The organism is Dyadobacter sp. 676 (genome assembly GCF_040448675.1).
Lineage (GTDB): Bacteria > Bacteroidota > Bacteroidia > Cytophagales > Spirosomataceae > Dyadobacter.
The window spans coordinates 2,835,553-2,850,791 of record NZ_CP159289.1; the positions used below are offsets into that span (position 1 = coordinate 2,835,553).

The 15,239-nt window shown below is 49.6% G+C and carries 14 protein-coding genes and 1 pseudogene; 4 read left to right on the forward strand and 11 right to left on the reverse strand.

The features are described 5' to 3' along the window. Nucleotides 1-78 precede the first annotated feature (78 nt). The 3 genes from ABV298_RS12680 (at nt 79) to ABV298_RS12690 (ending at nt 3,782) form a co-directional block, all read left to right on the forward strand. Nucleotides 79-1,971, forward strand: coding sequence for an amidophosphoribosyltransferase (locus ABV298_RS12680; RefSeq protein WP_353722463.1), 1,893 nt, complete (start codon nt 79-81; stop codon nt 1,969-1,971). Between the two features lie 128 nt (nt 1,972-2,099). Beyond that, complete coding sequence (locus ABV298_RS12685; RefSeq protein ID WP_353722464.1) at nt 2,100-3,230, forward strand: AAA family ATPase; 1,131 nt, start codon at nt 2,100-2,102, stop codon at nt 3,228-3,230. Nucleotides 3,231-3,275: 45 nt separating this feature from the next. Beyond that, nucleotides 3,276-3,782 carry a DUF6265 family protein gene (locus ABV298_RS12690; RefSeq protein ID WP_353722465.1) on the forward strand — a complete coding sequence of 169 codons (507 nt, stop codon included), beginning with the start codon at nt 3,276-3,278 and terminating at the stop codon, nt 3,780-3,782. Between the two features lie 50 nt (nt 3,783-3,832). On the opposite strand, the gene ABV298_RS12695 is transcribed toward ABV298_RS12690, so the two are convergent. The 10 genes and pseudogenes from ABV298_RS12695 to ABV298_RS12740 form a co-directional block, all read right to left on the reverse strand. Continuing rightward, a complete protein-coding gene (locus tag ABV298_RS12695; RefSeq protein WP_353722466.1) occupies nt 3,833-4,279 on the reverse strand; it encodes a DMT family transporter in 447 nt (148 codons plus the stop codon). 51 nt (nt 4,280-4,330) lie between these two features. Then, nucleotides 4,331-4,643, reverse strand: a pseudogene (nuoK, locus tag ABV298_RS12700) (NADH-quinone oxidoreductase subunit NuoK). Beyond that, nucleotides 4,640-5,161 carry an NADH-quinone oxidoreductase subunit J gene (locus ABV298_RS12705; RefSeq protein WP_353722467.1) on the reverse strand — a complete coding sequence of 174 codons (522 nt, stop codon included), beginning with the start codon at nt 5,159-5,161 and terminating at the stop codon, nt 4,640-4,642. The pseudogene nuoK and the gene ABV298_RS12705 overlap by 4 nt, the downstream one beginning before the upstream one ends. A gap of 6 nt (nt 5,162-5,167) precedes the next feature. Beyond that, a complete protein-coding gene (locus tag ABV298_RS12710) occupies nt 5,168-5,770 on the reverse strand; it encodes a hypothetical protein (protein WP_353722468.1) in 603 nt (200 codons plus the stop codon). Nucleotides 5,771-5,777: 7 nt separating this feature from the next. Beyond that, nucleotides 5,778-6,512 carry a 4Fe-4S binding protein gene (locus ABV298_RS12715; RefSeq protein WP_353722469.1) on the reverse strand — a complete coding sequence of 245 codons (735 nt, stop codon included), beginning with the start codon at nt 6,510-6,512 and terminating at the stop codon, nt 5,778-5,780. Between the two features lie 61 nt (nt 6,513-6,573). Next, a complete protein-coding gene (locus tag ABV298_RS12720) occupies nt 6,574-7,194 on the reverse strand; it encodes a thioredoxin family protein (RefSeq protein ID WP_353722470.1) in 621 nt (206 codons plus the stop codon). Nucleotides 7,195-7,232: 38 nt separating this feature from the next. Next, entirely contained in the window at nt 7,233-8,522 is a 1,290-nt protein-coding gene (locus tag ABV298_RS12725; RefSeq protein WP_353722471.1) for a glycosyltransferase family 4 protein, read from the reverse strand. 36 nt (nt 8,523-8,558) lie between these two features. Continuing rightward, complete coding sequence (locus ABV298_RS12730; protein ID WP_353722472.1) at nt 8,559-8,759, reverse strand: hypothetical protein; 201 nt, start codon at nt 8,757-8,759, stop codon at nt 8,559-8,561. 49 nt (nt 8,760-8,808) lie between these two features. Further along, nucleotides 8,809-10,704 (reverse strand): alginate lyase family protein, encoded by a 1,896-nt coding sequence (locus ABV298_RS12735; protein WP_353722473.1) that lies wholly within the window; start codon nt 10,702-10,704, stop codon nt 8,809-8,811. Beyond that, entirely contained in the window at nt 10,701-12,797 is a 2,097-nt protein-coding gene (locus ABV298_RS12740) for a bi-domain-containing oxidoreductase (protein ID WP_353722474.1), read from the reverse strand. Before ABV298_RS12740 ends, ABV298_RS12735 begins: the two co-directional genes overlap by 4 nt. A gap of 124 nt (nt 12,798-12,921) precedes the next feature. Between ABV298_RS12740 and ABV298_RS12745 the strand changes: the two genes are divergently transcribed. Beyond that, complete coding sequence (locus ABV298_RS12745; protein WP_353722475.1) at nt 12,922-14,079, forward strand: Gfo/Idh/MocA family oxidoreductase; 1,158 nt, start codon at nt 12,922-12,924, stop codon at nt 14,077-14,079. 110 nt (nt 14,080-14,189) lie between these two features. Here the strand turns inward: ABV298_RS12745 and ABV298_RS12750 are convergent, their stop codons facing one another. After that, a complete protein-coding gene (locus ABV298_RS12750; RefSeq protein ID WP_353722476.1) occupies nt 14,190-14,942 on the reverse strand; it encodes a TylF/MycF/NovP-related O-methyltransferase in 753 nt (250 codons plus the stop codon). Nucleotides 14,943-15,239 lie beyond the last annotated feature (297 nt).

A 15,239-nucleotide genomic window follows, 5' to 3' on the forward strand; every position in this document is an offset into this window, starting at 1 on the left:
AATTCGTTAGGCTAATATCCAGGGAATACGCTTTGCATTGCAGCAAACACCAATATCTCTAAAAGCATTACTCTTCTTATGAGCGACGCCATTAAGCACGAGTGCGGTATAGCACTTATCCGTCTTCGAAAGCCTTATCAATACTACATCGACAAGTACGAAACGCCGCTGTATGCTGTCCACAAGCTTTCGGTCATGATGGAAAAACAGGTCAACCGGGGCCAGGACGGAGCCGGGGTAGCCAATATCAAGATCGACGTCCCGCCCGGGAAACGATATATCAGCCGATACAGATCCGTAGAACCTCAGCCACTTACGGATATTTTCTCCAAAATCCACAAAAAATTCCGGAAGGGTCTTAAAAACAACAGAGACCACGCCAACGACGCAAAATGGTTGCAGGAAAATCTGGCATTTACGGGCGAGGTATGGCTGGGACATCTCCGCTACGGCACGCATGGTTCCAATGAAGTCGAAAACTGCCACCCGATGCTGCGTCAAAGCAACTGGCGGAGCCGTAACCTGGTAATGGCCGGAAACTTCAATATGACCAATGTGGATGAGCTCTTCGGCAAACTGGTTTCGCTGGGCCAGCATCCGAAAGAGAAAGTCGACACCGTAACCGTGATGGAAAAAATTGGACATTTCCTGGATGAAGAAAACCAGCGGGTATTCGAACGATTCAAGGGAATTTACGAAAATCCAACGTTGTCCGATGTTATCGAAGACAATATCGATCTGCCCCGTTTATTGTACCGCTCATGCCGGGATTTCGACGGCGGCTATGCGATGTGCGGCCTCACCGGCTACGGTGCGTCGTTCGTAATCCGCGACCCGGCTGGTATCCGGCCGGCATTTTACTATGCTGACGACGAGGTGGTTGTGGTCGCATCTGAAAAGCAGGCGATCAAGGCTGCGTTCAATGTGGATTACGATCAAATCATCGAAATCACGCCCGGTTCAGCGCTTATTGTCGACAAGAACGGCGAATACAACGAGTTTCCGATCCTTCCGCGCCTCGAAAAACGCTCATGCAGTTTCGAACGCATTTATTTCTCACGCGGCACTGATCCGGACATTTATAACGAGCGAAAGCAACTCGGCAAACTGCTGATTCCGCAAATCCTCAAAGAAGTAAATTACGATCTCGAAAATACGATTTTCTCGTACATCCCGAATACCGCCGAAACGGCATTCCTCGGGATGATCGAAGGTCTGGAAGAATATCTGGCCAAAAAGCGCAAGCAGGCCATTATGGAAGGCATTCTTTTTGAAGCCGACCTTGAAAAAGTACTCTCATTCCGTCCGCGGATCGAGAAGTTGGTTACCAAAGATGTGAAATCGCGCACTTTCATCACCGCCGACGCCCTGCGCGACGACATGGTTTCCAGCGTGTACGACACTACCTTCGAGGTTGTCCGCAAAAATGTGGATACCGTTGTGATTATCGACGACTCGATTGTGCGCGGAACCACCCTTGAAAAGAGCATTCTTACTATGCTCGATCGTCTGAAACCGAAGAAAATTGTCGTAGCTTCCTCAGCCCCGCAAATACGTTTCCCTGATTGCTATGGTATCGATATGTCCCGAATGAAGGATTTTGTCGCTTATCGTGCGGTGTTGAAATTGCTGGAAGAACGCGATATGGAGTACATGCTGGAAGACGTTTACACGCAAAGCGTTACAGCGCTCGCGACGAAGAACCCGTATCATACCAACTATGTAAAAGCATTGTACGAGCCTTTCAGCGACGAAGAAATTTCACAAAAAATCGCCGAAATCATTCGTCCGAAAGGGTTGAATGCGGAGCTCGCGGTAGTTTTCCAGACCGTTGAAAACCTGCATAAAGCATGCCCCGGCCACCTGGGAGACTGGTATTTCACCGGTAACTATCCTACGCAGGGCGGCAATAAAGTTGTAAACAAAGCCTTTACCAACTCTTACGAAGGTAAGTTGGAAAGGGCTTACTGATCTTAGAAATTAAAGTGAAAGCCGGTTTGAAAACAAGCCGGCTTTTTTGTTTAGCTATATACAAATTGCGTCAGTATATTGACTGAATTTAGCTAAATTGCGTCAGTACATTGACGAAATTTAGCTAAATGGAGATAGAGCGTTCCTTAAATAAGCAAATTGTTGATCATTTAAAGCCAAACAAGGTCAACATCGTAACCGGCACCAGGCGCGTCGGAAAAACGTTTCTTGTTCAAAAAATAATCGCAACTACCTCCTATAAGGTTTTCACATTAGAAGGAGAGGATATCGATGCCCGGAATTTGCTGTCTCAAACCAGCATCGCAAACTACCAACGCCTTTTTTCTGATTACGAGCTTCTTGTCATCGACGAAGCACAAGCTATTCCGGATATCGGGAAAAAGCTGAAACTGATCGTCGATCATGTCAAAGGGCTCAGGATTATTGCAACCGGGTCATCAACGTTCGATCTGGCACAGCAGGCAGGAGAACCTCTCACGGGCAGGGCCTATTTTCATCACCTGTATCCGATCGCCCAACAAGAACTGTCCCCACTCGAAAATTCACTGGAAACCCGCCAACGGCTGGAAGAGCGGATTATTTATGGAAGTTACCCCGAGCTATTCCAGCTCAGTACATTAAAAGAAAAAGAGGCTTACCTCAAAGATCTTGTCAATGCTTATCTTTTAAAGGATATTCTCTCATTCGAAGGTGTTCGCAACGCCGAAAAAGTAAAAGACCTGCTCCGACTTATAGCTTACCAGGTAGGAAAGGAAGTATCATTGCAGGAACTAGGCACCGCATTGAACATTAGTAAAAATACAGTTGAAAAATACCTTGACCTGCTTTCAAAGGTGTTCATTTTGAGGAGAATCGGAGGTTTCAGTAAAAATCTTCGAAAAGAAATTACAAAAAGTAGCCGGTGGTATTTTCACGATAACGGCATCCGGAACACCATTATTAACGACCTCCGTCCACTCGCGTTACGGACGGACATCGGCGAACTCTGGGAAAATTACCTGGTCAGCGAAAGGATCAAAATGCTCACTTATGCCAAACGTCATGCAGATTTTTACTTCTGGCGCACTTACGACCAGCAAGAGATAGATTGGGTCGAAATGGAGAATGGAAGCCTGTCGGGGTTTGAGTTCAAATGGAAGGACGAACGTGTCAAAGTACCGGTAGCATTTGCCAACGCTTACCCTGATGCCCGCTTTCAATTGATCAACCAGGACAATTACCTTGATTTTATTTCATAGCATTTATATTAATTTGCCACCTCAAATTCACAAACCTAAATCTCAATGACCCAATTCAACACATTCCGGTTAGTTAAAAAGGCTTGTCTGGCATTTGCGCTGGTACTGACGGCTACTTTTGCGCAGGCGCAGGGCACACTCGACGACATCGCGTTCCTCGATGGTCGCTGGCTCGGAACCTACAATGGCGGCCCTATCGAAGCCTCCTGGACAGCCCCCAAAGGCAATAATATCGTCGGTTTTATCCGCATGATCAAGGACGACAAGCCCGCTCTGTATGAACTATTTGCATTCGAACAGACCGAAAAAGGCCCTGTGGCGATGGTGAAGCATTTCAAACCTGGAATGATCTCGCTTGAAGAAAAAGAAGTGGCCGACCGCTACAAGTTCATAGAGGCCAAAAAGAATCAGGCTTTGTTCGAAAAGGACGACGCGTCGGTGCGGATCATTTACGAAAGGCGCTCCCCTACCCAACTTGTCATTCAGCGCGGAAAGAAAGAAAATGATAAATGGAGCTTTGTAGATCTGTTTATTTTCAACAAAATTCCCTGACCCTGCCGCAGACCGGACAGCAACTTACGGGTTGCTGTTTTTTTTATATTCTAATTTTTGAGAATAAGGTATACACCGCCGATCAGCAGGATCGTTCCCAAAATGCGCGGAAGGTTCATATGATGTATTGCAAAACCCTGTAAACCAAAATGATCTATCGTCATCACGGTTACCATCTGGCCCGCGATCACCAGGCACATCATATTGGCCGGGCCAATATTACGAACGATGAAGATGACGGTGATAACGTAAAATGCACCTAAAACACCGCCCATAAAGCGTGTCCACGAAACCTGTTTGAGGTCCGCCAGGGAAGGGACCGGGTTCTGATTGAAACAGGCGAACGCAATACTCAGTACCACCAACCCTACAAAAAACGACGTCATCGCCGCCAGAATGGGGTTGTTGATCGACTCGCGCAGCTGCGTATTCACACCGGATTGCACGGCGTTACTGATGCCAATAAGAAAAGCAAAGAGCAGGAAAATCCAGTTCATGCGGAAGGATGGTGATTTTTAAGCGAATTTATACGATTCCTTCCGGTTGTGCTACTGTTTCAACTCGCTAACCTTATCGGGATCGACGGTTTTGAAACGGCCATAAACCCTGAGGATAATCGCCAGCGCCACAGTTACTTCCGCCGCCGCTACGACTATCACAAAAAGCGCAAAAAAGCTGACCGCTCAGGCGTTCCGGATCATGCCGGCCGAATGCTACCAGGTTGACATTAACCGCATTGAGCATTAACTCTATACCAAGCAGCATACCGATAAAATGCCGCTTGGTGACCGAAATCGCCAGGCCGATACAAAACAATGCGGCTGCAACCAGTAGGTAATATTGTATGGGAATAGTTGTCATGGCGTCGGGTTCCGGTTTAATGCGAGGTATGCAGCGCCGACTAATGCAACCAGCAACAGAATAGCGGCTATTTCAAAAGGCAACAAATGGGAGGTCATCAATTCTACCCCTATCGTCCTGATGGTCGATTTAGTGCTCATCTGCTCGCCCGACATTTTGAAATTGGAGGAAAGAATCACGTTAGCCAGCAAGCCAAAAAAGCCGGCACCGACCAAAAAGCCCCAAATCTGCCTCGTTATCGGCACTTCCACACGATTGTGACGGGTCGGGTCATCATTTTTTTCCTTCTTTTGAGTCAGCATGATCCCGAATATCAGCAGTACGAGAATACCGCCGACGTAAATCATGATCTGCGAAACGGCCAGGAAATCTGCGCCCGCGAGTACATATAATGCAGCCACGCCCAGGAAAGCAACGAACAATGCAAATGCCCCGTAGATCAGGTTTCTGGAAAAAAGGATAAAAAGGCCGGCTGCGAGCGTCAATGCGGAAAATATGTAAAATATAATTGCTTCCATAATCGCCTATTCCCTGGGTTTAGGTTTCATTGTCGGCCGGAATGCAGGTTTGACGGCAGTCGGCTTCTCCGCCGGCTCATCGATCTTTTCTGCTGAATCCGTTGGCGCTTCCGAAACCGGTTTCTCCGTGTTTTCCGCCGGAACGGATTTCGGTTTCATCGTCGGACGGAATGCAGGTTTGGCGGCCGCTGGCTTCTCCGCGGGTTCAGTAACTCCTCCACCCGCCTCGGTGGGCACTTCCGGAACCGGTTTCTCAGCGCTTTCCGCCGGAACGGCTTTCGGTTTCATCGTCGGACGGAACGTAGGTTTGGCGGCCGCTGGCTTCTCCGCGGGTTCAGTAACTCCTCCACCCGCCTCGGTGGGCACTTCTGAAACTGGTTTCTCCGCGCTACCCGCCGGTACGGCTTTCGGTTTCATCGTCGGGTGGAAGGCTGGTTTCGCGGCCGATTTATCAACGGACTCCGCGGGAACGTCCGCCGCAGGCTTTTCGACATTATTCTCCGTAGCAGCCTTCGGCTTTAACGTCGGCCTGAATGCCGGCTTCGTGGCAGCCGGTTTTTCCGCAGTATCCGGCGTCGTTTCTTTTTCGTCGGCCGTCTTAGGCCTCATAACCGGTTTAAATACCGGTTTGCGAACTGGTTCCCCCCGACTCCGTATTCGTATTTTCCACAACAGGTTCTTCAGCCGGCTTTGGTTTAATAGTCGGCTTAAATACCGGACGTGCCGGAGCGGCTGTATCGGGTGCGCCCCCTGCCGGTGCGGCAGCCGTTGGTGCCGCGGCTTTGGCAGCTTTCAACGCTTCCTTCTCTTTCTGGAATTGTTCGAGCAAAGCACGTTTTTCGTCGGCTTGTTCGGCTGTGAGGTTGGAATAATTGTAAACCATATCCCGCACATCCAGTTCGCTGTAATCGAATGTCTTCGTCATCGTCAGACATTCCGTCGGGCAAACCGTCGTGCAAAGGCCGCAATAACAGCATTTGGCCATGTCGATATCGAATTTCGCCGCATACAAGCGGATCGGCGAGCCGTCGGAAGCTCGTCCAATGTCCTCAACCGCCTTGATCGGCTCGATATCGATGCAATCGACCGGGCACACCTTCGCGCATTTGTCGCAAACGATGCAGTCGTCCATCTCGTTGTGCAGACGATACCTGCCATTATCCGGAATAGGGATGGTTTCCAGCGGATACTGGATCGTTACGATGCCATCCTGCCGATCGTAGAAATCGGACGAACGGATATCGGCAGGTTTACGGCTTTTACGCGCATTCCAGAGGTGTCGGAGCGTCAGCTTCATACCCGTTAGAGTGGTGCTGATGCCGTCGGATATATTTTTAAAGTATTCTGACAAAATCCTGTTCGTTGGTATGACGTTTACCCTATGACAAATATAGAGTAAACGGTTTAAAAACTCACTTCTCCATAGGTACTGCTTCTAAAAGCGCCTGCAATTCCCGCTGGATCGACTCGGTCTTATCGGCGATGTACCAGCGTTGGATATCTTCCGAAAACTCGCTGTAAGACTTCACCGGGTTAGCCTTGTACTCTTTCAAAAGGGCCTGTGCACCGGCCGGGCGCGGTCCCCAGGTAAAAAGTTCGTTAAAATCGTTATCCACAGCTACCAGCTTCGGTATAGACCTGCCTCCATTGGTCAGGTAGGCATCCATTAGCTCCGGGTTCTCGTCGCGAAGCAGTAGTCTGGCGGTAATCAAAGGGTTCGAAAGCGATGCCGCAACGATGGTAGGAATATTCTGGGCAGCATCCCCACACCACGCTTCCGTGAGAATGTACCAGGTCTGGGGGATATCGATCTGGTCGGCGGCCTCCCTCAGCGAATCGTGGATCTCCGCCTTCTTGTTCAGGCGCTGCATCCGGGCGAGGTTCAGCTTCGTGTAATGGCTCAGCGATTCGGATTGTTTGGGACCGGTCGTTCTGTTTTCAAGGACTACCGTTTCCATTAAATGCATGTATTCAGAATATGTATAAGCCCTGTTCCTGACCGACTCAGGGAATAAATGTGCTACGTTTCTCATTGGATTCCTATTTATTAGAAAACCCGCCGGCGACGCTTTCAGTTCACTTTTTTGCTTTCGAAAATTGCACTTTTATCAGTCACTTCCAGTTGACTCTCAATACATTTCAAAAATTCTCTCGCCAACTTGTCACGATCAAAACGAGCGTGGACGAAACGGTAGCCATTTTCTCCATGCCTGCGCAAAAGTGCCTCGTCGCTCATGTAAATCAGGACCTTTCGTGCCAGGTCGGCGGGATTTTCCGGTTCCGCGAACATGCCGGCCCGGGCCTGTTCAACCAAATCTCGCGAAACACCGTCGATAACCATTAAAACCGGCTTTTTGCAGGAGAAGTAGTCAAAAGTTTTATTGCTGTAGATGGTCTTGAAAATGTCCGCTCTTTTCAAAACCGCCACACCGGCATCGGCCATTACAATGTAGTCGAATATGCGCTCCTTGGGCACTGGATCGAGGAATGAAATATTAGTCAACTGCCTGGAAGCGGCTTCCTGAATTAACATCCGCTTCTGCATCCCGTCACCGATCAGGAGGAAATGGGCATTGGTAGCGCGAAGCAATGCGGCGGCTTCCACGAGTTGCATCAGATCATTCGCCAAACCATGCGCACCGACGTAGATAACCACAAATTTGCCTTTCAGGCCCAGTTCTTCCCGCAACCCGCTCTCAGATGCGCGACGCAACGCAGCTTTGCTCCAACGGAAATCCGCCGCGTTGGGAATGATGGCAATCTTGCACGGATCGACGCCGTTCCGGCCAATGAGCCGTTCCCGGAACGCCGGCGTCAGCACACTGATCCACCGGGCCTGACGATAAAGGTATTTTTCGAATCTGTAAGACAAGCCTATCAGCCACTTGTTTTTTAAAACGCCCGTTTCAATCGCCGATTCGGGCCAAAGGTCCCGTATTTCCAGCACCAGCGGAACGTGCCTCCATTTGGAAAGCAGCACGCCCGGAAGCCCTACGAACAGCGGCGGCGAGGTCACAATGATCCAGTCATATCTGGAATGCGCAAAACGCAATCCCGCATATACCGCCTTGAATGCGAAGGAAAAATAGGCCAGGAGCCTGCCGGAAAAGCCTCGATGATAACGCCGGGATAATTTGCAACGGATTACCTGCACGTTATCCTCATTCACTTTTATCTCAAAATCTTTTCGTGCTTTACTGCCTTCACGCCCGTTCATATAATGTACATCCCCCGCAATCACCGTTACCGAATGTCCGTTCTCCACCCAAATCCGCGCCATCTCATTCCAACGCGAGCCCCCGGCAGCGTTGTCTTCGAGAAAGTGTTGGTGAATGAGGAGGATATACATAAAGGATTTCATGAGATGCCCTGTAAGCGGACAAGCTTTGTGAAGTTTTCAAAAAATAGTCCTTGCCGCTGGCTTGGTAGCCAACTTGCGAAGCTGATAATGTGTGGGTATCAGATTGATTGTCGAGGTGAAAGCCTTTACCTCTTTCCGTTCAATTTCTTTAAAAAGCGCTATGGCTGGCGTTTCGAACCCCGCTCTTCGCAGGAGATAATCAAGAAGGACGTTGATATCGAGCCAGATTTTATGCATGTTTCCGTTTAATATGATTTAATGTCCATGCCAGGGTCAACCTTGACAGTTACTTACAGCATTCAATAACAGTCCTGATAAAACTCCCTTCGCTTTCGAACATCACAACGGCACATTCGATCTTTTGGCCGTAAACCTCCGAATACCAGCCGCTTCCAACGATCCTAGGGATTTCGCAGCCCTTGTCGTCGGTCGCGCGGATACGAAAATCATCCTTAAATGTTTCGTCCGGATGCCAAAGCTGGCGAATACGCATTCCCGCCGGTACGTTCGAAACGCGATCCTCCACCAGCCAATGCAACTGACCGGCCTTTTTAACAACCCGTCTCCGATGGACAATGCCTTTGCCCACATGCAGGAACCCTTCAAATCCGGCTTCGATCCAATACGCATTACCGGCAAATCCAGCCGTTCCTTTTGCGTTTATAATCCAATGCGTCCAGATAAAACGGTAATGTTTTTGCATTTGATCGAAATTTTCGATCATAATGGTGTTATGTGAGCGTGTGCCGGAGAAATAGCTCACGGATTCGCTATCCGCATTGTAAAGCCAGGTCCCTGCATCATGGAGAATATTGCGGCCATTTACCCAAATATCGAGGTGATTATGGTCGGCCTGGAAAGGGCGGCTACGATAACCGCCGCAACGTAAAAATGTAAGCGTACCGGCGTTGCGGATTACATAATAACCGTCTCCGGAGAAAGTGGAGATACGCCGGGGACTTATTTTGATCAAAAATTGCCGGCAACATCCGGCCAGCCATTGGCCCTCCTCCGACCATTTGCCCGTTTGATAACCCAAATCGATTCCCAGCACATTGGCGAGCGCAGCCATCTGCGGGCGGAAATCCCTGAACTTACATTCCGTCAGGAGGAAGAATAAAGCGCCGTCGTTGTGCCCATAGTTGGGAAGTTGCCCATTCGCATTGCTTTGGCATGCCCGCAAAAAATTCAATGAAGCTTTCGCCCGCGCGTAAACCATTTCACACATATAATCCCCATGTAATTCGGATAACCGGATTCCCCACGTCAGTAACTGCACAACAACCCTATGGTAATTCATAGAATATTGCAGATAACTTCCGTCCGGCGCGATCTGTGAAATGATTTCTTTTTCAAACAAATTTTTCCCTCCCCGCTTCCATTTCAGGCTTTTCGAAAAAAACGGGAACATCGACCCCACCGTAAAAAGCCCCAGTGCCTCCGTTAGAACGTGATTATTTCGCACAGCGATTTTCGAGAACCGAATGTTATCGGCCACATGACGCGTCTGGTCGTAAATGCTGCCTACGATTTTATTCAAAAGTACCTGGTTCAATGTCGTCGAAAACCGGTAGTAATGCAATGCAAATGTCCAGTTCAGCACCCTTAGCGCAATTTCCTGGCCGCATTTCCAGTTCGGACCGCAGTTAACCGGGTTGCTGTCAATCCAGTCCGAAATCAGTTTAAAAACGGTCTCCGACTGATCTTCCGAAAAATGGTAGTCATAGCGAATAAGGTCGTACAAAAAGGCGAACCGTGATTTCTCCCATACATATTTAATATCGCCCGTCTTTGGAGAAAGGTCGTCAACATCCGACCAATGCCGAGATTTCGGATAAACAAAGCCGGTTAGTGCGTTGGTATGCCAGTCGTGCACTTCATACCATTGATGGCTGAAATAACGGAACTTCCCGGCCTTGATTTGAGCCACACGCCATTTCAAATCGTCATTACCGGCATTCTTTTCGATTTTCAGCAGTTCACGTTCGAAAAGAAAAGCGGGTTTCCGATCGCGCCACTCCTCAATGTTAATGAAACAACGGCTGATAGCGTTCCTCGGAAAACGCAGTTTAAGCATGCCGGTTTTTCCCTGCAACCAATATCCTGCCCTGAACGCCACATAGCGCCAGCCCATCTGGCGGCTGATATGCCCGAGCAACATCAAATATCGCAGCGCTTTCATGGCACTTTCATCCAGCTGCCTGTCCACATACTATCCCGCGCCGCCAGTGTCGCAAAGCTCGAATTCCAGACGTCGTCCGGGGGCATTAGCGGTTCTTCTCCCATCGAAATGCATTCGAATAACCGATTGAACTGCTCCCGATGGCCTTTTCCCGCGTCCGTTTTCATCTCCCGGAATCCTTCGAATCCGTATCCGCGCAGGTTTTTGTAGTCGTCCAGAACCATTGTCCGCCCAAGCGAATGTACTTCGATCCGCTCCTTTGGATAACTGCCATGACCATTTGAGAAATAATACACCGTGCCGGTGGAGCCATTCGCCAATCGTAACAGCACGGTCGCATTGTCGGAACTCACGCAGCCCCGGACCGTCAATGCGTTGGTGCATACTTCGGTAATGCGGCTCCGCGCGATCCAGGCGACCAGATCTATAAAATGGCAGGCCTCTCCAACCAGTCTCCCGCCTCCACGCGCACTGTCGTGAATCCAGGTATTCCCCGGAATATACCCGGCATTCACGGTGATCACGACATTCATCGGACCTCCTTTCAGCAACTCCCGCAACCTGGTAATATGCGGGGCATACCTTCGATTGAAACCGACCGTGAGGGAAACGGGAAGCTGTACATTTTTAAGTGATGTTTTTATCTTTTCAACACCTCTGGCATCGATACTAAGCGGCTTTTCCACGAAAACATGCTTACCCGCGCGAATCGCTTCCGCCGCAATGGCAACATGCTGGTCGTGCCGGGTAGCGATTATGACCAGGTTTACCTGCTCGTCGGACAAAGCCTCCCGGTAGTCGGTGATAACGAATGGGATGCCATACTTCGCAGCCAGTTCCGCCGCCCTTAACCCGCTCGAACTGGCTATGTACTTAATGCATTTCCCACGAAGGCGAGGCAACAAGGTCATGGACACAAAATTCCCGGCGCCTATGACCGCCGCAACTACCTTTTGTACCGAAAACGATTTGCCCGGGTTCCGAACGACCGTTTCGCCGGCATTGCACCCGCCGCCGTAACTGATCAGCGTTCCCAGTGATCGGTTACCTTTCTGGTAAATAGCCGAATAGCTCTCCAACCGAATTACACTGGAAATCAATGGCTTTACATTTAATGAGCCATTACTCAACAGCTTCAAAACCTCTTGAAAATTGCGGTTTACAGTCCAGCGCACATACGGCAGGGGATAATCCGTACCTTTTTCCTCATACGCATGGTCATAGCGCCCCGGCCCGTATGCGCAGCAAACCTGGAATGTCAGTTCTTTCTGATAAAAATCGGAGCGGCTTAAATGCAGGGGAATATCTCCGATCAATACTATTTTCCCTCTTTTCCTGCAAATCGCAGAGGCCATCGAAATAACATGACCGGACCTGGACGAAGCTGTTATAATCACGCCATCCATTTCACCGAATTGCTCCGAAATTGGTCTGGCGGGATTCGCCGGATCAACCGTTTTGATACCCTTTTCTTCCGCGATTCGTCGCCGGTGTTCGTCCGGTTCGATACCAACAACCTCGCATCCGTTCGTGCGCAGGATGTCGACGACCATCAGGCCGATCAGCCCTAACCCTGCCACTGCTACGCGCTCGCCCAACGCCGGGGCCAGCAATCGCACACCGTGCAGGCCTACCGCGCCTAAAACCGCAAAAACCGCCTCTTCGTCCGGTACATTGCCGGGTATTTTCGCAAGCAGATTCACCGGCACGCAAATCATTTCGGCATGCGGCCCATTGCTTACCACGCGATCGCCGATCGTGAAACCTTCTACACCTTCTCCAATCGCTACAATTTCCCCCACATTGCAATACCCCAACGGCAAGAACTGATCCAGCCTGCGGAGAACCGAGCGGGTGGTTTTCCAGAAACCATCTGTTCGGATTTTGTCGAAAACGAGGCGGAGTTTATCAGGCTGCTGCCGTGCTTTGAAAAGAAAATTGGCTTTGCTGAACTCGATCAGCATTCGTTCGGTGCCGGCGGAAACAAGGCTTTTGCGGCTTTTGACGAGCACACAACCCTTTCGGGCGAGCGGAACGGGCACTTCCAACAATATTGTCTCCCCGGTCCGGAGGTTCTGGACAAGCTGTTTCATGATATAGTGTGTTGTTCAGGTAAATATGAAGAGTTGAAATTTACGAATTAAATCCAATCGTCAAGATTTAATACTTTTGGTGAAACCTGTTCAACATACAATCCTTAATCACACAAATCCTTCAATGAAAAAGCAAATCAATATCGGCATAGTAGGTTACAAGTTTATGGGCCGTGCGCATAGCAATGCGTGGATCAAAGCCCCGTTGTTTTTCGATACGCCATCGACGCCCGTCCTGAAAGCCGCATGCGGCCGCCACCAGGAATCACTGTCCGAATTCGCTAAAAACTGGGGATGGGAACAAACCGAAACCGACTGGCGGAAGCTCATAACCCGGCCGGATATCGATATTGTCGACATTGCATTGCCCCAGTATCTCCATTACGAAGTCGCGCTGGCTGCTGCAAAGGCAGGCAAGCATATTTTCTGCGAAAAACCGCTTTCGATGGACAGCGCGCAGGCGGTCGAAATGCTGAAAGTTTGCCAGGAAAATGGCGTAAAGCATTATCTCAATCATAATTACCGCCGAACACCCGCTGTGGCACTTGCCAAAAGGATGATTGAAGAAGGCAAGATTGGGCGTATTTTCCACTGGCGCTGCGCCTACCAGCAGGACTGGATCGTCGACCCGTCGTTCCCGCTTACCTGGCAGCTTAAAAAGGAAACGGCCAAGGCAGGTCCGCAATGGGACCTCAACTCTCACGCCGTGGACCTGGCGCATTTCCTCGTGGGTGACATTGTTTCCGTTTCCTCGCTGACAACGAACTTCATTAAGGAACGGCCTATCGCAGACGAAACCGCCACCGGAAGCCTCACGGGTGCATCCAAAGGCGATGAAATGGGAGAAGTAACGGTAGAAGACGCCGCATTGATGATGGTCAGGTTCCGGAATGGCGCCGTGGGCTCATTTGAAGCGACCAGGTTCGCAACCGGCCGCAAAAACCGCCTTACGTTCGAGATTTATGGCAGCAAAGGCAGCCTCGTTTTCGACCTCGAACGTATGAACGAGCTGCAATACTATTCCAACGAAGACGCAAAAGGAGAACACGGCTTCCGTACCATTCTTGCTACTGAGGCCGTTCATCCATACGCCGGCCACTGGTGGCCCGCCGGACATATTATCGGTTACGAACACGCTTTCGTACACGCGGTGGTTGACTTTTTGAATGCGATTGAAAACAATACCGAAATCAAACCGGACTTTGCGGATGGTTTGAAGATCATTCAGGTATTGGAAGCGGGGCTGCAATCGGCGGCAAGTAAAGCCGAAGTACAGCTGTAAACTACGACGAATCCGGCCTGATTTTCATGCAATCAGGCCGGATCTTTGAATGGATGGAGTCAATTAAAATCCGTCGCGACCGTTCGGACCACCAAACCCGGGCATATTGTTTACCATGCCGTTCCGCTGTGCTTTATCCCAATCCTGCCTGTGTAGTCTATGCGATTAAGCAGGATGGGCTTGTTGACAAAGTACTCGTCAACCGCCTTTTTACATCCGGCCCAATGCCCGTAATCGTCTATTATCAACACACCCGAGTCTGCCAAGATCGGATAAAGATGTATCAATTCGTGATGTGTCGATTCATACCAGTCCGTATCCAACCGAAGCAATGCGATACCATCCGTCGGTAAATTCGCCGGAATGGTATCTTCAACTTTTCCTTTAATACAATAAATATTCTCGGAAGGATATTCGGTGAGTCCCATATTCCGCCGAACATCCGCGATATCGGCCAGGCACCAGACTGATGTCTCTTTATTATCCCTGCTTTTCTCTAAAAGCTGGTCAGCTTTTTCTCCCCTGAACGTTACGTCGTTCCGGGTTGGTGCGGGCATGCCTTCGTAAGTATCATAAAGGAAAAGCTTCCGCTGGCTTTCGCCCAGATGTAACAATGTCAGGGCTGTGAGCATCGAGCTTCCTCCCCGCCAGACGCCACATTCAACAAAGCTTCCGTGAATCTTATTTTGCACCACATACTTTACGGCATTATATAATGCATACATCCTTTCGACCGACGTCATTGTGAAAGGTTTGCATGTTTCATAAATCCCGAGAAAGAGGTCGTCATCGATAAATTTCACATCCTTCACGATCCGTGACGCCCGAAGGTCAAAATACTTGAGCACAGCATTTATCAGCATATCCGCAATGTTATGGTTCAACAATCCTCCAAGATAGACCTCGTGACTGGCGGTCACGGATATCTGATATCCATGCGGTTGGGATGAGTTATTCTCCGGCGAAACCAGCTAAGATGCGGACCGACGCTGTCCGATTTACCGGGAAGAGAAGATATGTAAGCGCAGAAGTCGCGGGCGACCGGGGAATTTTACATGAATGCAAAACACAAAAAGCATCGAACAATCGATGCTTTTTGTGGGAGTTGAGGGATTCGAACCGCGCGGCGGACCGTCCCCGTCCCTCTGGGATCAAGCAGA

What these genes read in the sequence shown, in the direction of transcription:
- ABV298_RS12725 (WP_353722471.1), bottom strand. Translation starts at nt 8,522, where the DNA reads ATGAAATCCTTTATGTATATCCTCCTCATTCACCAACACTTTCTCGAA.
- ABV298_RS12705 (WP_353722467.1), bottom strand. Translation starts at nt 5,161, where the DNA reads ATGGAAGCAATTATATTTTACATATTTTCCGCATTGACGCTCGCAGCC.
- ABV298_RS12745 (WP_353722475.1), top strand. Translation starts at nt 12,922, where the DNA reads ATGAAAAAGCAAATCAATATCGGCATAGTAGGTTACAAGTTTATGGGC.
- ABV298_RS12680 (WP_353722463.1), top strand. Translation starts at nt 79, where the DNA reads ATGAGCGACGCCATTAAGCACGAGTGCGGTATAGCACTTATCCGTCTT.
- ABV298_RS12730 (WP_353722472.1), bottom strand. Translation starts at nt 8,759, where the DNA reads ATGCATAAAATCTGGCTCGATATCAACGTCCTTCTTGATTATCTCCTG.
- ABV298_RS12735 (WP_353722473.1), bottom strand. Translation starts at nt 10,704, where the DNA reads ATGAAAGCGCTGCGATATTTGATGTTGCTCGGGCATATCAGCCGCCAG.
- ABV298_RS12720 (WP_353722470.1), bottom strand. Translation starts at nt 7,194, where the DNA reads ATGAGAAACGTAGCACATTTATTCCCTGAGTCGGTCAGGAACAGGGCT.
- ABV298_RS12740 (WP_353722474.1), bottom strand. Translation starts at nt 12,797, where the DNA reads ATGAAACAGCTTGTCCAGAACCTCCGGACCGGGGAGACAATATTGTTG.
- ABV298_RS12695 (WP_353722466.1), bottom strand. Translation starts at nt 4,279, where the DNA reads ATGAACTGGATTTTCCTGCTCTTTGCTTTTCTTATTGGCATCAGTAAC.
- ABV298_RS12690 (WP_353722465.1), top strand. Translation starts at nt 3,276, where the DNA reads ATGACCCAATTCAACACATTCCGGTTAGTTAAAAAGGCTTGTCTGGCA.
- ABV298_RS12685 (WP_353722464.1), top strand. Translation starts at nt 2,100, where the DNA reads ATGGAGATAGAGCGTTCCTTAAATAAGCAAATTGTTGATCATTTAAAG.
- ABV298_RS12710 (WP_353722468.1), bottom strand. Translation starts at nt 5,770, where the DNA reads ATGAGGCCTAAGACGGCCGACGAAAAAGAAACGACGCCGGATACTGCG.
- ABV298_RS12750 (WP_353722476.1), bottom strand. Translation starts at nt 14,942, where the DNA reads ATGCTGATAAATGCTGTGCTCAAGTATTTTGACCTTCGGGCGTCACGG.